The 16288-nt window shown below is 57.8% G+C and carries 19 protein-coding genes and 1 tRNA gene; 18 read left to right on the top strand and 2 right to left on the bottom strand.

The window, feature by feature from the left end; translation table 11 throughout:
- Positions 1 to 6: 6 nt before the first annotated feature.
- The 6 genes from ACHEXK_RS12240 to tatC all read left to right on the top strand — a co-directional run bounded on the left by ACHEXK_RS12240 (position 7) and on the right by tatC (position 2797).
- Positions 7 to 375 (top strand): phosphoribosyl-ATP diphosphatase, encoded by a 369-nt coding sequence (locus ACHEXK_RS12240; protein ID WP_293749933.1) that lies wholly within the window; start codon positions 7 to 9, stop codon positions 373 to 375.
- A gap of 3 nt (positions 376 to 378) precedes the next feature.
- Positions 379 to 741: a DUF4870 family protein gene (locus ACHEXK_RS12235; RefSeq protein WP_416546553.1), complete on the top strand. Its 363-nt coding sequence runs from the start codon at positions 379 to 381 to the stop codon at positions 739 to 741.
- Positions 742 to 770: 29 nt separating this feature from the next.
- Positions 771 to 1127, top strand: a complete 357-nt coding sequence (locus tag ACHEXK_RS12230) for a histidine triad nucleotide-binding protein (protein WP_416546551.1) — start codon at positions 771 to 773, stop codon at positions 1125 to 1127.
- Between the two features lie 96 nt (positions 1128 to 1223).
- Complete coding sequence (gene tatA / locus ACHEXK_RS12225; protein WP_416546549.1) at positions 1224 to 1472, top strand: Sec-independent protein translocase subunit TatA; 249 nt, start codon at positions 1224 to 1226, stop codon at positions 1470 to 1472.
- A 26-nt stretch (positions 1473 to 1498) separates the two neighbouring features.
- Entirely contained in the window at positions 1499 to 1966 is a 468-nt protein-coding gene (gene tatB / locus ACHEXK_RS12220; RefSeq protein WP_416546547.1) for a Sec-independent protein translocase protein TatB, read from the top strand.
- A gap of 42 nt (positions 1967 to 2008) precedes the next feature.
- Positions 2009 to 2797 carry a twin-arginine translocase subunit TatC gene (tatC, locus tag ACHEXK_RS12215; RefSeq protein ID WP_416546545.1) on the top strand — a complete coding sequence of 263 codons (789 nt, stop codon included), beginning with the start codon at positions 2009 to 2011 and terminating at the stop codon, positions 2795 to 2797.
- A 68-nt stretch (positions 2798 to 2865) separates the two neighbouring features.
- Here tatC and ACHEXK_RS12210 read toward each other — a convergent pair whose 3' ends face one another.
- On the bottom strand, positions 2866 to 4023 hold the full coding sequence (locus ACHEXK_RS12210) for a S1C family serine protease (RefSeq protein WP_416546543.1): 1158 nt from the start codon (positions 4021 to 4023) through the stop codon (positions 2866 to 2868).
- Between the two features lie 82 nt (positions 4024 to 4105).
- Here ACHEXK_RS12210 and ACHEXK_RS12205 point away from each other — a divergent pair, with 82 nt between their 5' ends.
- The 8 genes from ACHEXK_RS12205 (at position 4106) to ACHEXK_RS12170 (ending at position 10246) form a co-directional block, all read left to right on the top strand.
- On the top strand, positions 4106 to 4858 hold the full coding sequence (locus ACHEXK_RS12205) for a Nif3-like dinuclear metal center hexameric protein (RefSeq protein ID WP_416546541.1): 753 nt from the start codon (positions 4106 to 4108) through the stop codon (positions 4856 to 4858).
- A gap of 65 nt (positions 4859 to 4923) precedes the next feature.
- The gene (gene pdxA, locus ACHEXK_RS12200) at positions 4924 to 5970 is read left to right on the top strand and encodes a 4-hydroxythreonine-4-phosphate dehydrogenase PdxA (RefSeq protein WP_416546539.1); all 1047 of its coding nucleotides are present in this window, start codon (positions 4924 to 4926) and stop codon (positions 5968 to 5970) included.
- 172 nt (positions 5971 to 6142) lie between these two features.
- The gene (gene petA, locus ACHEXK_RS12195; RefSeq protein ID WP_100119304.1) at positions 6143 to 6739 is read left to right on the top strand and encodes a ubiquinol-cytochrome c reductase iron-sulfur subunit; all 597 of its coding nucleotides are present in this window, start codon (positions 6143 to 6145) and stop codon (positions 6737 to 6739) included.
- 11 nt (positions 6740 to 6750) lie between these two features.
- A complete protein-coding gene (locus tag ACHEXK_RS12190; protein WP_416546537.1) occupies positions 6751 to 8160 on the top strand; it encodes a cytochrome b in 1410 nt (469 codons plus the stop codon).
- Positions 8161 to 8189: 29 nt separating this feature from the next.
- Positions 8190 to 8945 (top strand): cytochrome c1, encoded by a 756-nt coding sequence (locus ACHEXK_RS12185; protein WP_416548939.1) that lies wholly within the window; start codon positions 8190 to 8192, stop codon positions 8943 to 8945.
- Between the two features lie 91 nt (positions 8946 to 9036).
- Positions 9037 to 9648 carry a glutathione S-transferase N-terminal domain-containing protein gene (locus ACHEXK_RS12180; RefSeq protein WP_100119302.1) on the top strand — a complete coding sequence of 204 codons (612 nt, stop codon included), beginning with the start codon at positions 9037 to 9039 and terminating at the stop codon, positions 9646 to 9648.
- Between the two features lie 18 nt (positions 9649 to 9666).
- Entirely contained in the window at positions 9667 to 10113 is a 447-nt protein-coding gene (locus tag ACHEXK_RS12175; RefSeq protein WP_416546535.1) for a ClpXP protease specificity-enhancing factor, read from the top strand.
- 57 nt (positions 10114 to 10170) lie between these two features.
- Positions 10171 to 10246: transfer RNA gene (locus ACHEXK_RS12170), tRNA-Thr, on the top strand.
- Between the two features lie 77 nt (positions 10247 to 10323).
- Here the strand turns inward: ACHEXK_RS12170 and ACHEXK_RS12165 are convergent.
- Entirely contained in the window at positions 10324 to 10632 is a 309-nt protein-coding gene (locus tag ACHEXK_RS12165) for a hypothetical protein (protein WP_416546533.1), read from the bottom strand.
- 234 nt (positions 10633 to 10866) lie between these two features.
- Between ACHEXK_RS12165 and secA the strand changes: the two genes are divergently transcribed.
- The 4 genes from secA (at position 10867) to ACHEXK_RS12145 (ending at position 16288) form a co-directional block, all read left to right on the top strand.
- Positions 10867 to 13614, top strand: coding sequence for a preprotein translocase subunit SecA (secA, locus tag ACHEXK_RS12160; RefSeq protein ID WP_416546531.1), 2748 nt, complete (start codon positions 10867 to 10869; stop codon positions 13612 to 13614).
- Positions 13615 to 13692: 78 nt separating this feature from the next.
- Entirely contained in the window at positions 13693 to 14922 is a 1230-nt protein-coding gene (argJ, locus tag ACHEXK_RS12155; RefSeq protein ID WP_416546529.1) for a bifunctional glutamate N-acetyltransferase/amino-acid acetyltransferase ArgJ, read from the top strand.
- Complete coding sequence (locus tag ACHEXK_RS12150; protein WP_416546527.1) at positions 14919 to 15809, top strand: ATP-binding protein; 891 nt, start codon at positions 14919 to 14921, stop codon at positions 15807 to 15809. Before argJ ends, ACHEXK_RS12150 begins: the two co-directional genes overlap by 4 nt.
- Positions 15806 to 16288: an NUDIX domain-containing protein gene (locus ACHEXK_RS12145; protein ID WP_416546525.1), complete on the top strand. Its 483-nt coding sequence runs from the start codon at positions 15806 to 15808 to the stop codon at positions 16286 to 16288. The genes ACHEXK_RS12150 and ACHEXK_RS12145 overlap by 4 nt, the downstream gene beginning before the upstream one ends.

The raw sequence follows: 16288 nt of genomic DNA, 5'->3' as shown, positions 1-16288 counted from the left end.
AAGCTTATGACCAACCAAGACATCCTTGACCGCCTTGCGGCCGTGGTCGAGAGCCGCAAACCCGCCAACGGCGGTGACCCCGAAAAAAGCTATGTGGCCCGCCTGCTGCACAAAGGGCCCGACGCCTTTTTGAAGAAGATTGGCGAAGAAGCCACCGAAACCGTGATGGCCGCCAAGGACGTGGACCATGGCGGGGACAAAGCCAAACTGGTGGGCGAGGTGGCCGACCTGTGGTTCCACAGCATGATCGCGCTGGCGCACTATGGCCTCACGCCCGCTGATGTGGTCAATGAGCTGGCCCGCCGTGAAGGACTGAGCGGCCTGGAAGAGAAAGCCCTGCGCAAAGTGCAAGAGCGCGAGCGCTTGGGCGAATAAGCCATGATTGACCAAGCCCAGGACGACAGCACCCACACCATCAGCTGGGTCAGCTACATCCTTCACCTGATCGTGGCGGTGAGCGCCGTCATTCCCGGGGCGCAGATGGGCCCGGCCTTGCTGGTGGTGGCGCTCATCATCGATGCGGTCAAAAAAGGCGATGCCCTGGGTTGGGAGCGCACACATTTCAGCTACCGAATCCGCACCGTGATCTGGGCGGCCTTGCTGTACCTGGTGACGTTTCCTCTGTGGTTCTTCTTTGTCTTTCCCGGATGGTTGGCCTGGGTGACCATCTCCATCTGGTTTTTGTACCGCATCGTGCTGGGCATGGTGCGCCTGAACGGGAAGCGCCCGGTGACTGACTGACATTTTTTGAATTTGAAAACTATCGAGCCATGACCGACACCCACTGTATTTTTTGCAAAATCATCGCGGGCCAGATTCCCTCGCGCAAAGTGCATGAAGACGAGCACGTCTTCGCCTTCCACGACATCGCACCGTGGGCGCCCATTCACTTTTTGATCATCCCCAAGCTGCACATCCCGTCGATGATGCATCTGGCCCCTGAGCATGCCGCCTTGATGGGCCACATGATGACCCTGGCCCCCAAGCTGGCCTTGCAAGAAGGCTGTAACCCTTACCCGGATGGCGGTTTCCGCATCGTGGTCAACAACGGGACCGAAGGCGGTCAAGAGGTTCACCACCTGCACATGCACGTCATGGGCGGTCCTCGCCCCTGGCAGCGGGGTTGAAGCCGGCTCTTTTCTCTGCAAATCCTTCCTTCCTCAGGGACGATCCGATTCTGGCTGTCGATCCCCTTAGAATCCTTGCATTAACAGGAGAGTTTCATGGGTACTTTTTCCATTTGGCACTGGTTGATCGTTTTGTTGATCGTGGTCATGGTGTTCGGCACCAAAAAGCTCAAAAACATGGGCTCTGACTTGGGTGGTGCGGTCAAAGGCTTCAAAGATGGCATGAAAGATGGCGGTGCCAAATCCGAAGAAGGCGCTGCGCCCGTGGCAGGTCAGGTGACCGCCTCGACTTCCCCCCAAGCCGAAAAGACCACCATCGACGTTGAAGCCAAGACCAAGTCTTGAACCTTTGAACCACTGACCGCTGTACTGTGCTGGATTTAAGTTTTTCCAAAATGGCCCTGATTGGGGTGGTGGCGTTGATCGTCATCGGCCCCGAAAAACTGCCCAAGGTGGCTCGCACGCTGGGCACCCTTTTGGGCAAGGCGCAGCGTTACGTGTCAGATGTCAAGGCCGAGGTCAACCGGTCCATGGACCTGGAAGAGCTCAAAAAGATGAAAGAGACCATGGAGACGGCGGCCCGCGATGTCGAGCAAACCGTTCAAACCACGGCTTCTGACTTTGAAAAAGACTGGGCTGACACCACGGCCGGGCTGAACAGTGATTTGCCCGCCATCGAGCCACCGCCGCCTTACTATGTGCGCCCAGACAAAAACTGGCGGTTGAAGCGTGGCGCCATGCCCCAGTGGTACAAAGCCCGCTCAGGTGTGCGCACCAAAGCGCTTTCGGGCGCCGCACGCGTAGCCCGTTATCGGCCCAAGCCCCTCAATTCTCATTGACGCTGGCGCACCTTGGGTGCTCACTGTCCAACCGACCCCGCCATGTCCGATACCCCCTCCCAGCCCGACGACGAACTCAAAGGTTCTGAGCAACCTTTTGTGGCGCACCTGATCGAGTTGCGCGACCGCTTGGTGCGGGCCGTGATCGCCGTGGCGGTGGCTGCAGCCGTTTTGGCCATCTTCCCGGGGCCTGGCAACTTGTACGATATTTTGGCGGCGCCCTTGGTGGTGCATTTGCCCAAAGGGGCCACGTTGATCGCCACGTCGGTCATCTCGCCTTTCATGGTGCCGCTCAAAATTTTGCTGATGAGCGCGTTCCTCATCGCGTTGCCTGTGGTGTTGTACCAAGTCTGGGCCTTCATTGCCCCAGGGCTCTACAGCCACGAGAAAAAGTTGGTCATGCCCTTGGTCGTGTCCAGCACCTTGCTGTTTTTCATTGGGGTGGCGTTTTGTTACTTCTTTGTTTTTGGCCAGGTGTTCAGTTTCATTCAGAGCTTTGCGCCCAAAAGCATCACGGCGGCGCCTGACATCGAGGCCTATTTGAGCTTCGTGTTGTCCATGTTCCTGGCCTTTGGTTTGGCATTTGAAGTGCCCGTGGCGGTTGTGGTGTTGGCCCGCATGGGCGTGGTCAGCGTGCAAAAGCTCAAGGACTTTCGGGGCTACTTTGTGGTGCTGGCCTTCGTGATTGCGGCTGTGGTCACGCCACCCGATGTGGTGTCGCAACTCGCGTTGGCCATTCCCATGTGCTTGCTGTATGAGCTCGGTATTTGGGCTGCGCAAGTGTTCATCAAACACACCCAAGCACCGCAAGAGCCTGATTCTGCGGCCTGAGCATCCCCAGGGTGTTGAAAAAAAGAGGCCTGAGGGCCTCTTTTTGTAGGGGGCAATTCAAGCCTGACTTATCGGCGCTGTTGGCGGACTGCCGGCCGTTCTGCCGGTATCAAGCGCAGGTTGACTTCGCCTTGGCGACGCCAAATGTTCACTTCGGCGGGGGCCCCGGGCTTCAAACTGGCCACTTCGGTCAGCAATTCGGCCACATTGCGAACAGGTTGCCCAGCCACCTTCATGATCACATCGCCCGGACGGATGCCCGCACTGGCTGCTGGGCCATTTTTCAGGACACCCGTGATGACCACGCCAGAGGGCAGGCCTTGACCTGCAGCGGGCAGTTGGAAGGTTTGAGCCAATTCAGCAGAAAGGTCTTGAGGCTCCACCCCAATCCAGCCCCGAATCACTTTGCCGTTTTTCAGCAAATCTTGCATGACCTGTTGAGCCGTGGAAATGGGGATGGCAAAGCCAATCCCCATGTTGCCGCCAGAGCGGGAGTAGATGGCCGTGTTGATGCCCATCAAATGGCCGTTCACATCGATCAACGCTCCGCCTGAGTTGCCTGGGTTGATGGCTGCATCGGTTTGGATGAAGTTTTCAAAGGTGTTGATGCCCAATTGGCTTCGGCCCAAGGCACTGACAATGCCTGAGGTCACGGTTTGGCCGACGCCAAAAGGGTTGCCAATGGCCAACACGACATCGCCCACCTGTAAATTTTGGGTTTGACCGAGAACAATCACGGGCAGTTTGTCGAGCGTGATTTTCAACAAGGCCAGGTCGGTTTCGGGGTCAGTGCCAATGACTTTGGCGACGGCTTTGCGCCCATCGGCCAACACCACCTCGATGTCGTCTGCGTCTTCAATGACATGGTTGTTGGTCAAGACATGGCCTTCTGGGCTCACAATGACGCCGCTGCCCAGTCCTGCCGGATTTTGTTCTTCTTGATCGCCATGAAAGAACCTGAACCAAGGGTCTTGGTTGGGAGGACGGTTGCTGCTCGATTTGCTGGTGTTGATGCTGACCACAGCGGGAGAGGCTTGACGAGCTGGCGCACTCAGGCTGCCAGCCGGTCGACTCAGGTCCGACCCCACCGGGGCTTGCAGCAAGGTCATGCCATCGGCCGAGCGCTTGGCACTTCGCAGCCATTCAGGCTGCAAAGTGGCCACCACAAACCAGATGGCGACCAACACGGTGACCCATTGAGAAAATAAAAGCCAATAACGTTTCATGTTGGGAATTGTCCTTGATTCGGGCCTGCCCAGCACATCGGCCTGCGCCACAATAGGCAGACCTGACAGAAAGCTCGCCCCCATGACCCACGCCAAAATTCTGGGCCAAGCCTTTGATGCTTTGCTCCAGCCAGAAAAGTTCCGCGATTACGGCCCCAATGGTTTGCAAGTGGAGGGCGACCGTGACGTGCAGTTGCTGGTCAGCGGTGTCACTGCCAGCCGTGCCTTGATTGAAGCGGCCATGGCGGCCAATGCCGACGCCATCGTGGTCCATCATGGTTTGTTTTGGCGTGGCCAAGATGGGCGCGTGACAGGCTGGATGCGCGAGCGCTTGCGCTTGTTGCTGGCGCACGGCATTCACTTGTTCGCATACCACTTACCTCTGGACGCCCATCCGGAACTGGGCAACAACGCCCAATTGGCAAAGGTATTGGGCTTGCAAGCCGATGGCCGCTTTGGCGAGCAAGAACTGGGTTTCCTGGGGGCTGGCGCACAAGCATGGTCCGACCCGCAGGCCTTGGCCAACCATGTGGCGTTGCAGTTGGGCCGATCGGTGACCTGTGTGGGCGGCGGTGATCGTCCCGTTCGGCGTGTGGCGTGGTGCACGGGTGGGGCGCAAAGTTATTTTGAGGCAGCGATTGCACAAGGTGTGGATGCGTTCATCACGGGCGAAATATCCGAGCCCCAAGCGCATTTGGCACGAGAGACCGGGGTGGCATTTTTAGCTTGCGGTCACCACGCCACCGAGCGCTATGGTGCACCCGCTTTGGCTGCGCATGTGGCACAAAACCTGGGCTTACAGCACCAATTCATCGAGATCGATAACCCGGCCTGAAGTCCCTGCCACCCCTATTGAAGCCGCCACGAATGACATCAGAACTTTCTCCTCAGACGCCTTGGATGGGTCGACCCATCGCCATCACGCCGGGCGATCCCTGTGGCATCGGTCCGGAAATCGTGGCCCGTGCATGGTGCCAAGCCCCTGATCTGACGCAAGGCTGTTTTGTCGCGGGCGATGTCGGCCTGATGCGTCGGGCGATGGCATTGGTTCAGACATCACCTGCTTACCCTGTTTGCGAGATTGAGACGGCAGCGGACGCTTTGCAGGTTCCGCCGCGTTGTTTGCCTGTGTTGCAGGTGGTGCCTGTCGCCCCTGTATTGCCTTGGGGGCGCATTGACGCCCGTGCCGGGCAATTGGCCGGTGATGCTGTGTTGTGGGCCACCCGGGCTGCATTGCGCGGTGATGTGGCGGCTTTGGTCACAGCCCCTTTGCACAAAGAGGCCTTGCACGCAGCAGGCGCGCCTTACAACCAATACCCCGGTCACACCGAGTTGCTGCAGGCCGAGTCGGCGCTGCACATGGGGGTGCCGCTCGATCAAATGCCCGTGCGCATGATGCTGGCCAACGACGAGTTGCGCACCGTGCTGGTGAGTATCCATGTCGCACTGCGCCAAGCGCTGGAAGCCGTGACGCTGGAGCGTGTTTTAGAAACGTTGCGCATCACCGACGCCGCACTGACCCCCGTTTTGGGGCGCCAACCTCGCATGGCGGTGGCAGGGGTTAACCCCCATGCGGGCGAGGGCGGCTTGTTTGGGCGCGAGGAACTTGACATCTTGCAGCCCTGTTTGGCCTTGGCCCGGCAAGAGGGCTTGGATGCGAACGGCCCTTATGCACCCGACACGGTGTTCATGCGGGCGCGTCAACAGGCCGATGGGCGACGTGAATTCGATGTGGTGATCGCCATGTACCACGACCAAGGCCTGATCCCGGTCAAATACCTGGGCGTGGAGCAAGGGGTCAATGTGACGCTGGGGCTGCCACTGATCCGCACCAGTCCTGACCACGGAACCGCCATGGATGTGGCAGGTCAAGGCATCGCGAATGCCAGCAGCTTGTTGCAGGCCATTCGAGTGGCCCGTCAGATGGTGGGCGGCATGGCCTTGTGATCCGAAATGATGGGATTGTTGTTGCAAAAAGCCGTGACTTCACTGTCCAAAGAGCACCGCCTCATCGATTGTGGGGCAACAGAGGTGAAGCTGGGGTCTTGTAAGACGCTTGTCTGTTTCACTCCGCTACAATCGCGGGTTGACCCTGATAACGACTCGCTAGAGGATTCCCATGAGTGACACCCCAGTCGACAGCAGCAAGCGGACCTGGCTGATTGCCTCCACTTGCGCAGGTGCCGTAGGCGCTGGCTTTGTGGCCACCCCCTTCGTCAGCAGTTTTCAACCCTCCGAACGGGCCAAAGCGGCTGGTGCGGCGGTCGAGGTGGACATTTCCGCCTTGAACCCGGGTGAGAAACTGACCGTCGAATGGCGCGGTAAACCCGTTTGGATCATGAAGCGCTCGCCTGAGCAGCTCGAATCCCTCAAGAAGATCGAAGGTCAGCTCGCCGACCCCGCATCGGACCGCACGGCATACCCCACCCCGGAATACGCCAAGAACGGTCACCGTTCGATCAAACCAGAAATCATGGTGGCAGTGGGCATTTGCACCCACTTGGGTTGCTCGCCTGGCGACAAGTTCGCCACAGGCGCTCAGCCATCGTTGCCCGACGACTGGGCTGGTGGTTTCTTGTGCGCTTGCCATGGCTCGACTTTCGATTTGGCCGGTCGCGTGTTCAAGAACAAGCCAGCACCTGACAACCTCGAAGTGCCGCCTCACATGTACCTGTCCGACACCAAGCTGATCATTGGTGAAGACAAAAAGGCCTGATGGAGAACAACATGGCTGAATTCAAAGAAATCTCTCCGAACGCCCCTGTTGGCGAAAAGCTGCTCAATTGGGTGGACAACCGTTTCCCGGCGTCCAAGCTCTACAAAGAGCACCTGTCTGAGTACTACGCTCCTAAAAACTTCAACTTCTGGTATTTCTTCGGTTCGCTGGCCTTGCTGGTGCTGGTGATCCAGATCGTGACCGGTATTTTCCTGGTCATGCACTACAAGCCTGATGCGGCTTTGGCTTTTGCTTCGGTCGAGTACATCATGCGCGATGTGCCGTGGGGCTGGTTGATTCGCTACATGCACTCCACAGGCGCATCGGCCTTCTTTGTGGTGGTTTACCTGCACATGTTCCGTGGCTTGATTTATGGCAGCTACCGCAAGCCAAGGGAGCTGGTTTGGATCTTCGGTTGCGCCATTTTCCTGTGCTTGATGGCCGAAGCTTTCATGGGTTATTTGTTGCCATGGGGTCAAATGTCCTACTGGGGTGCCCAGGTGATCGTGAACTTGTTCTCGGCCATTCCTTTCATTGGCCCTGATCTGGCTTTGTTGATTCGCGGCGACTTTGTGGTGGGCGACGCCACCTTGAACCGCTTCTTCAGCTTCCACGTGATTGCTGTGCCGCTGGTTTTGTTGGGTCTGGTTGTGGCGCACATCATTGCGCTTCACGAAGTCGGCTCCAACAACCCTGACGGCGTTGAAATCAAGGGGCCCAATGCACCCAAGGACGCCAATGGCCATCCTTTGGACGGCATTCCTTTCCACCCTTATTACTCGGTGCACGACATCATGGGTGTGAGCGTCTTCTTGATGGTCTTCACCGCGATCGTGTTCTTCGCACCAGAGCTGGGTGGTTATTTCCTTGAGTACAACAACTTCATCCCCGCTGATCCGCTGACCACGCCTTTGCACATCGCACCTGTGTGGTATTTCACGCCCTTCTACTCGATGTTGCGTGCCATCACCAGCGAGATGATGTACGCCTTGATCGCTTGCGTGGTGATCGGTGCCGTGTTGGCTGTTGCCAAAGGCAAATTGCCCACATTGCTCAAAGGCGCTGTGGTGGGTGCTGCTGTGGTGATTTCAGCCCTGATGTTGGCCATTGATGCCAAGTTCTGGGGTGTGGTGGTCATGGGAGGTGCGGTGGTGATCTTGTTCTTCTTGCCATGGCTCGACAACAGCCCTGTCAAGTCAATTCGCTACCGTCCCGATTGGCACAAATACCTGTACGCTGTGTTTGTCATCAATTTCCTGATTCTGGGCTACTTGGGCGTACAGCCACCATCACCCATCGGTGAGCGCGTCTCCCAAGTCGGTTCACTGTTTTATTTCGGCTTCTTCTTGTTGATGCCTTGGTGGAGCAAGTTGGGCACGCCCAAGCCCGTTCCTGACCGCGTGACCTTCACGCCTCACTGAGATCACGGAGATTCAAGAACATGAAAAACATCAAGAAACTCGCTTTGGGCTTTGTGATGGCCCTCGGTCTGATGGCCGGTGCCCATGCTGCCGGTGGTGGCATCGCTTGGGACAAGGCCCCCAAGAAAACCAACGATTTGGCCGCGTTGCAAAACGGTGCCAAGTTGTTCGTCAACTACTGTTTGAACTGCCACTCTGCGGCTTTCATGCGTTACAACCGCCTGAAAGACATTGGCCTGACCGATCAGCAAATCAAGGACAACTTGTTGTTTGCGACCGACCGCGTTGGGGACAACATGAAAGTGGCGATGGACCCCGTTTTGGCCAAAGATTGGTTCGGCAAGAATCCACCTGATTTGACCTTGATGGCGCGTTCACGTTCAGGCCATGGCGGCACCGGTGCAGATTACCTCTACACCTATTTGCGTACGTACTACCGCGATTCGACCAAGCCAACGGGTTGGAACAACCTGGCCATGCCCAACGTCGGGATGCCCAACCCACTGTGGGAGTTGCAAGGCGAGCGCGAACCGGTCTACACCGAAAAAGAAGAGCATGGCCACACGGTCCAAATCTTCTCGGGTTGGAAACAGGTCAAGCCCGGAACCATGACCCCTTTGCAGTACGACCAAGCGGTTGGTGATCTGGTCGGTTACATGCAGTGGATGGCCGAGCCTGCTCAGAACACCCGTGTTCGCATCGGTGTGTGGGTTCTGATTTTCTTGTCGTTCTTCACCTTTATCGCTTGGCGTTTGAATGCAGCGTTCTGGAAAGACATCAAGTAATTGATCTTTCACCCGGCCATTCGGTCGGGTCTTGTGGAGTGGCGGGCCTTGGGGCCTTCCACTCTTTTTGATTTTTTGAGGAGCCTCCGCCATGATGGTGCTTTATTCTGGAACCACTTGCCCTTTTTCCCACCGTTGCCGCTTTGTGCTGTTTGAAAAGGGCATGGACTTCGAAATCCGTGACGTGGACCTCTACAACAAGCCCGAAGACATCAATGTCATGAACCCTTACGGCCAAGTGCCGATTTTGGTGGAGCGTGACCTGATTTTGTACGAGTCGAACATCATCAACGAGTACATTGATGAGCGTTTCCCACACCCCCAACTCATGCCCGGTGACCCGGTTGACCGTGCCCGCGTGCGCCTGTTCTTGCTCAACTTTGAAAAAGAGCTGTTTGCCCATGTGTTGACGCTGGAAAACCGCACCCTCAAAGGCAATGACAAAGCCTTGGAAAAAGCGCGCGCGCATATCCGTGACCGTTTGACGCAACTGGCCCCGGTGTTTTTGAAGAACAAATTCATGCTGGGTGACAACTTCTCGATGCTTGACGTGGCGATTGCACCACTCTTGTGGCGTTTGGACTACTACGGCATTGAGTTGAGTAAAAATGCGGCGCCTTTGCTCAAATACGCTGAGCGCATCTTTTCACGCCCAGCGTACATTGAAGCGTTGACCCCATCCGAGAAGGTCATGCGCAAGTAAGTTCTGCTGGAGCCGACGATGATCAGTGCCACCGAATTGCCATCCACGCGTCCTTATTTGATCAGGGCTTTGTACGATTGGTGCTCAGAAAACGGTTTCACACCTTATGTGGCCGTCAAGGTTGATGCTTCCGTGCAAGTGCCCCGCGAATATGTGCAAGGGGGCGAGATCGTGCTGAACGTGAGCATGGACGCCACCAGTTCATTGAAGCTGGGCAATGATTTCATCGAGTTCAAAGCCCGCTTCGGTGGCAAGCCGCGTGACATCATGGTGCCCATCCAACGTGTGATGGCCATTTATGCCCGTGAGAACGGTCAAGGCATGGCTTTCCCGGTGAACGACGACGAAGTGTCTTCAACCCCTTTGACGGCCGTTCAGCCGGAACCAGTCCAGTCCTTGCCCGAGGATGACCCCACCCCAACGAGCCCGTCGCCTTCGCGTCCTGCATTGAAACGCATCAAGTAAAAAATTAAAGGGACAGGGCGCAGAAATGGCCCCGTAGCGCGTTAGAATTTAGCCCGTGCCGCTTTAGCTCAGTTGGTAGAGCACCCGCCTTGTAAGCGGTAGGTCGTCAGTTCGAATCCGACAAGCGGCACCACATTTAAAAGGCCCAGATCTTTGATCTGGGCCTTTTTCTTTGGACCATTTAAAAAGCGCTCAACTGACATTGTGAAGTCAACCCGAGCGGTTTTGAACTTTGATGCGAATGGCGTCTACGGGCATGCCTTGTTGTGACAAATGCGCTTGCAATGCCGGCAACAGTTGCCGCAGTTTGGCGGCCACAGCATTGGAGCTGACCAACAAACACCAGCCCCCTTCATCCATAGGGCCCGCTTGCACACAGGCCCGCAAGGGCGCTGGCAACAGGCTGCGAATGGCCTGCAGGCGATCGTTGGACGCGCGAATCATTTCAGACAAACGTGCAAATGTGGGTGACTCTTGCGCAGCTTGTTGCAGGGAAATGGCGTGATGGCGTCTTGACATGGTCAAAAGGGTAACACTGGATTGATCGGTTGTGCTTGGCGCGTGGCTTCATGCCCCGTCAAACCAGACCGCCTAGCGGCTAAAATCACGGCACCCGACAGGTGCGCCTTGATGGTGTCTGTACGTGGGCAAGGGGGGATTGCATCCCGCAGGGCCTGTAACACTTGAAACCTTAACTAGACAGGATAGACGGTCTGTTTCTTCAACTTGAGTTGGAGGGACGATCTTGTAGACATGGCCATCCCTTTCCTCACCAAAATCTTCGGCAGTCGCAACGACCGCCTGCTCAAGCAATACCGCAAAACAGTGGAGCGCATCAACGCGCTCGAAACCGCACTGGAATCGCTCAGTGACGACGAATTGCGTGCCAAGACCCCACATTTCCGTGAGCGCTATGCCGCGGGTGAAACATTGGATGCGCTGCTGCCTGAAGCCTTTGCGGTGGTTCGGGAAGGCTCCAAGCGCGTCATGAAGATGCGTCACTTTGACGTGCAATTGGCGGGTGGTATTGCCTTGCACAACGGCAAAGTGGCCGAGATGCGCACAGGCGAAGGCAAAACATTGACCTCCACCTTGCCGGCTTACCTGAACGCTTTGGCCAGCAAAGGCGTGCACGTGGTCACCGTGAACGATTATTTGGCCAGCCGGGATGCGCGCTGGATGGGCAAGTTGTTCAACTTCCTTGGCCTGTCGGTGGGCATCAACCTGGCCCAAATGTCGCGTGAAGAAAAGCAAGCGGCGTACAACTCGGACATCACCTACGGCACCAACAACGAATACGGTTTTGACTATTTGCGTGACAACATGGTTTACGAGGCCCATGACCGTGTACAACGTCCGCTGAACTACGCCATCATCGACGAGGTGGACTCGATCCTGATCGACGAGGCACGCACGCCTTTGATCATCAGCGGTCAGGCGGAAGACCATACAGCCACCTACCTCTCGATGAAGCAGGTGGTGCCCTTGCTCACCCGCCAGGAAGGCGAAGCCGATCCCCGCACGGGCGAGGGCGTGATCACGCCAGGTGACTTCACTGTGGACGAAAAAGCACACCAAGTTTTCTTGACTGAGCAAGGGCACGAAAAAGCAGAAAGCCTGCTGGCCAAGTTGGGCTTGATTCCTGAGGGCGCGAGCCTGTACGATCCGGCCAACATCACCTTGATGCACCACCTGAATGCGGCACTGCGTGCGCAGCACCTGTACCACCGCGACCAACACTACGTGGTGCAAGACGGTGAAATTGTCATTGTGGACGAGTTCACGGGGCGTTTGATGACCGGTCGCCGTTGGAGCGATGGTTTGCACCAAGCCGTGGAGGCCAAAGAGGGCGTTGAGATCCAGGCCGAGAACCAGACCTTGGCTTCCATCACTTTCCAAAACTATTTCCGCCTGTACAACAAGATCGGTGGCATGACCGGCACGGCCGACACCGAGGCGTATGAGTTCCAGGAAATTTATGGCCTGGAGACTGTGGTGATTCCTCCGCACCGCAAGAGTCAGCGGGAAGACCAGTTGGACCGCGTGTACAAGACTTCGCAAGAACGTTACGCGGCCGCGATAGCCGACATTCGTGAGTGCCATGAGCGCGGGCAACCTGTGTTGGTGGGCACCACATCGATCGAGAACTCCGAATTGATCGCACAGTTGCTGACGCGAGAGAAACTGCCGCATCAGGTGCTCAACGCCAAACAGCATGCCCGTGAGGCGGACATCGTGGCCCAAGCCGGGCGTTCAGGCATGATCACCATTGCCACCAACATGGCTGGACGCGGCACCGATATTGTGTTGGGTGGCAACATCGAAAAAGACATTCAAGCGGTGGAAGCCGATGAGGCCCTGTCTGAGGTGGCGCGTCAAGCCCGTGTGAACGAATTGCGCACGCAATGGAAAGCCGAGCACGAACAGGTCAAGGCTTTGGGCGGCTTGCGCATCATCGCCACCGAGCGCCACGAATCACGCCGCATTGACAACCAGTTGCGAGGCCGCTCGGGCCGCCAGGGTGATCCTGGCTCTTCGCGTTTTTACTTGAGCCTCGACGATCCGCTGATGCGCATTTTTGCGGGTGACCGTGTGCGCTCCATCATGGACCGTCTGAAAATGCCCGAAGGCGAAGCCATCGAAGCGGGCATCGTCACGCGCAGCATCGAAAGTGCCCAGCGCAAGGTGGAGTCCCGTAACTTCGACATCCGCAAGCAGTTGTTGGAATACGACGATGTCTCCAACGATCAGCGCAAGGTGATTTACCAGCAGCGCAACGACATCCTGGATGCGCAGGACCTGAACGGTCAAATTGCCGCCTTGCGCGAAGGGTGCTTCAGCGATTTGGTGCGCCAATATGTGCCGGCCGAAACGGTGGAAGAGCAGTGGGACTTGGCCAGTTTGGAGAAAACCTTGGCCGAGGAGTGGCAGTTGACGCTGGATTTGTGCGGCAAGGTCCAAGCCTCCAGTGCCATCACTGACGAAGATATTCTGGAGACGGTTTTGGATGCCACCAATGCCCATTTCCAGGCCAAGCTGGACAGCGTGGGCGCGAACAATTTCACCTCGTTTGAGCGCATGATTTTGTTGCAAAGCATCGACACGCATTGGCGTGAGCACCTCAGCTCACTCGATTACCTGCGCCAAGGGATTCATCTGCGCGGCTATGCCCAAAAGCAGCCCAAGCAAGAATACAAGCGCGAGGCTTTTGAGTTGTTCGGTCAGTTGCTTGACGCCGTCAAAAACGAAGTGACCCGCACCTTGATGACCGTGCGCATCGATTCTGGCGACCAGATCGAGCAAGCGGCACAGGCCATTGAGGAACGGGCTGAACACATCAGCAACGTGACCTACAGCGCTCCGGACGAGTCCGGTGAGCCACAAACGGTGGCGGCCGATTTGGCGGGTTTGCAAGAAGCATTTGGCCAAGTCGGTCGCAATGACCCCTGCCCCTGCGGCAGTGGCAAGAAGTTCAAGCACTGCCACGGCAAACTCGCCTGAACGGGCGAGGCGGATGAAACGGGCTCAGGCCCGTTTTGTTTGTGTGAAACCCACAACGTATTTCTCAAAGGACCCCCCATGCCTGTGAACCTGCCCCCTCTGGATCCCGCTCAACTCAGTCCCATTGCAGGTGTGCGCATTGGTGTTGCCGAAGCGGGCGTTCGCAAAGCCCATCGCAAAGACCTCACCGTGTTCTTGTTGGACGAAGGCACCAGCGTTGCAGGGGTGTTCACCCGCAACCGTTTTTGCGCAGCGCCTGTCCAGGTGTGCCGTGAGCACTTGGTCGCAGGAAGTGCCGTGCGGGCATTGGTCATCAACACGGGCAACGCCAATGCGGGCACCGGTGCGCCAGGCCTGGCCCATGCACGTCAAACCTGCGAGGCCATGGCCAGTTTGCTGCCATGCACGCCCGCCCAAGTGCTGCCGTTTTCGACTGGCGTGATCATGGAGCCGCTGCCCGTGGACCGCATTGTGGCGGGCTTGCCCGTTGCACTGGCCGACGCACAAACTGCCCATTGGGCCAAGGCTGCCGAAGGCATCATGACCACCGACACCATGCCCAAAGCGGCCAGCGTGCAAGTCCAAGTGGGCGGTAAAACGGTCAGCATCACCGGCATCAGCAAGGGCGCGGGCATGATCCGCCCCAACATGGCCACCATGCTCGGCTTTGTGGCCACTGACGTGTGTATCGACCCAGCTTTGCTGCCCGCTTTGGCTAAACAGCTGGCCGATGGGTCGTTCAACCGCATCACCATCGACGGTGACACTTCGACCAACGACGCCTTCATGCTGATCGCCACGCACAAGGCGGGCAACGCACCCATCACCTCGCTGGACAGCGCCGAGGGTCAAGCGCTGCTCAAGGGCTTGATGCAAGTGGCCCGCCAGTTGGCGCATGCCATCGTGCGCGATGGCGAGGGCGCGACCAAGTTCATCACGGTGCAGGTCGAAGGTGGCCGCACGGGCGAAGAGTGCCGCCAGGTGGCTTATGCGATCGCACACTCGCCTTTGGTCAAGACGGCTTTCTTTGCCAGCGACCCGAACCTGGGTCGCATTTTGGCGGCCGTGGGTTACGCCGGCATAGAAGACCTGGACCAGGGTTTGATCGAACTGCACTTGGACGATGTGCATGTGGTCTCTCAAGGCGGACGTCGTGCCGAGTACCGCGAAGAAGAGGGTCAGCGCGTCATGAAGGGCAGCGAGATCACCGTGCGCGTCGACCTGGGCCGGGGCACCGCCAGCGACACCGTGTGGACCTGCGACTTGAGTCACGACTACGTCACCATCAACGCGGATTACCGTTCATGAGCCTCCCCGCATCTTCTGCCTTGGACCAACTGCTGGCCAAAGTCAGCCAATTGGTGGACCGCATTGAGTCGGTCTTGCCCCAACCCCTATCCGCCCCCGATTGGACGCAAGCCATTGCCTGGCGCTACCGCAAGCGCTCGTCGGGCCATGGCGTGCTCGAGCCGGTGCGCCATGTCGCGGCCATGACGCTGGGCGACCTGAAAGAAATCGACGACCAAAAGGAAAAGCTGCAGCGCAACACCGAGCAGTTTGTGAACGGCCGTCCGGCCAACAACGTGCTGCTCACCGGCGCGCGCGGCACGGGCAAATCCTCGCTCATCAAGGCCTGCCTGAACACCTATGCATCTCAAGGCCTGCGCCTGATCGAGGTGGACAAAGAAGACCTGACCGACCTGCCCGACATCATCGAGGTGGTGGCGGCTCGCCCCGAAAAGTTCGTGGTCTATTGCGATGACCTGAGTTTTGAAGACGGCGAGCCGGGTTACAAGGCGCTCAAGTCGATTCTGGACGGCACGGTGGCGGCCTCGACCCCCAATGTGCTGGTGTACGCCACCAGCAACCGTCGCCATCTTCTGCCGGAGTACATGAGCGAGAACCTCACTTACAAACACACCGAAGACGGCGAGGTGCATCCTGGTGAAGGTGTGGAAGAGAAAATTTCCCTGTCCGAACGCTTTGGCTTGTGGATCAGTTTCTACCCCTTCTCACAAGACGAGTACCTGACCATTGCTGGCCAGTGGCTCAGCGCGCTTGGGGCGACACCTGCGCAAATCGACGCGGCTCGCCCGGATGCTTTGCTTTGGGCTTTGGAGCGAGGCTCGCGCAGCGGCCGTGTCGCCTACCAGTTTGCACGCGACATGATGGGCCGCCAAGCCGATCCGGCATGAGCACAGGTCTGTTGGTGGCCGATGGCGAGCGGGCGCGCGAAGACCTGAACGCGGGTCAGGCTGAGCGTGCCGTGGTGGATGTGGCGGTGGGTGTGTTGCTGCAAGCCGATGGCCGTTTCTTGCTGACTTCACGCCCAGAAGGCAAGGTCTATGCGGGCTATTGGGAGTTCCCAGGCGGCAAACTCGAAGCCGGCGAGTCGGTCGAGCTTGCACTGCGCCGTGAATTGCAAGAGGAGTTGGGCATCACCATTGGAGCCGCCCTGGCCTGGAAAACCCAGATGGTCGATTACCCGCATGCTTTGGTGCGGCTGCATTTTTGCAAAGTCTGGGATTGGCAGGGCGAGTTGCAGATGCGCGAAGCGCAATCACACGCTTGGCAGTCTTTGCCGGTCGCTGTCACGCCCGTGCTGCCGGGCACCATCCCGGTGCTGACCTGGTTGGCCGAAGAGCGTGAGTTTAATGGGGCCACGCACGCGTGA

Source organism: Limnohabitans sp. DCL3 (assembly GCF_048019295.1).
Taxonomy (GTDB): domain Bacteria; phylum Pseudomonadota; class Gammaproteobacteria; order Burkholderiales; family Burkholderiaceae_C; genus Limnohabitans_A.
Note: the sequence above shows the minus strand (reverse complement) of the source record. Positions and strands in the feature narration are given on the sequence as shown.